Annotated in this window: 1 protein-coding gene; it reads left to right on the plus strand. The window is 66.0% G+C overall.

What is annotated here, in order from left to right; all coding sequences use genetic code 11:
- Positions 1-632 (plus strand): family 1 glycosylhydrolase (locus MOV75_RS40985; RefSeq protein WP_247008544.1); only part of this gene is annotated, 632 nt, incomplete at both ends.

The raw sequence follows: 632 nt of genomic DNA on the forward strand, positions 1-632 counted from the left end.
CGCGCGCCGGCTTTCCGGCGGGCTTCGTCTGGGGCACGGCGACCTCGTCCTACCAGGTCGAGGGCGCGGTCGACGAGGATGGGCGAGGGGCCTCGATCTGGGACAAGTTCGTGCGCATCCCCGGCAAGATCGAGGACGGCACCACGGGCGACCGCGCCAATGAGCATTATCACCGCTACAAGGAGGACATCGCGCTCATCAAGGCGCTCGGCTGCAAGGCCTACCGCTTCTCGGTGGCCTGGCCGCGGCTGTTTCCGGACGGCGACGGCAAGCCCAACCCGAAGGGGCTCGACTTCTACAACCGGCTCATTGACGAGCTCCTGAAGAACGGCATCGAGCCGTGGTTGACGCTCTATCATTGGGACCTGCCGCAATCGCTCCAGGATCGCTTCGGCGGCTGGCGCTCGACGGAGACCTGCAAGATCTTCGGCGACTACGCGGCCTATGTCGCAAAGCATCTGACCGACCGCGTCAAAAACGTGTTCACGCTGAACGAGAGCGGCCGCTTCGTCTATTTCGGTTACGGCATCGGCATCGACGCGCCGGGCCTGACGCTGCCGCAAGCCGAGGTCAACCAGATCAGGCACAACAGCGCGCTCGCGCACGGGCTCGCGGTGCAGGCGGTGCGCGCC

The sequence above is a fragment of the Bradyrhizobium sp. PRIMUS42 genome (assembly GCF_023006515.1).
In the GTDB taxonomy this organism is placed as follows: Bacteria; Pseudomonadota; Alphaproteobacteria; order Rhizobiales; family Xanthobacteraceae; genus Bradyrhizobium.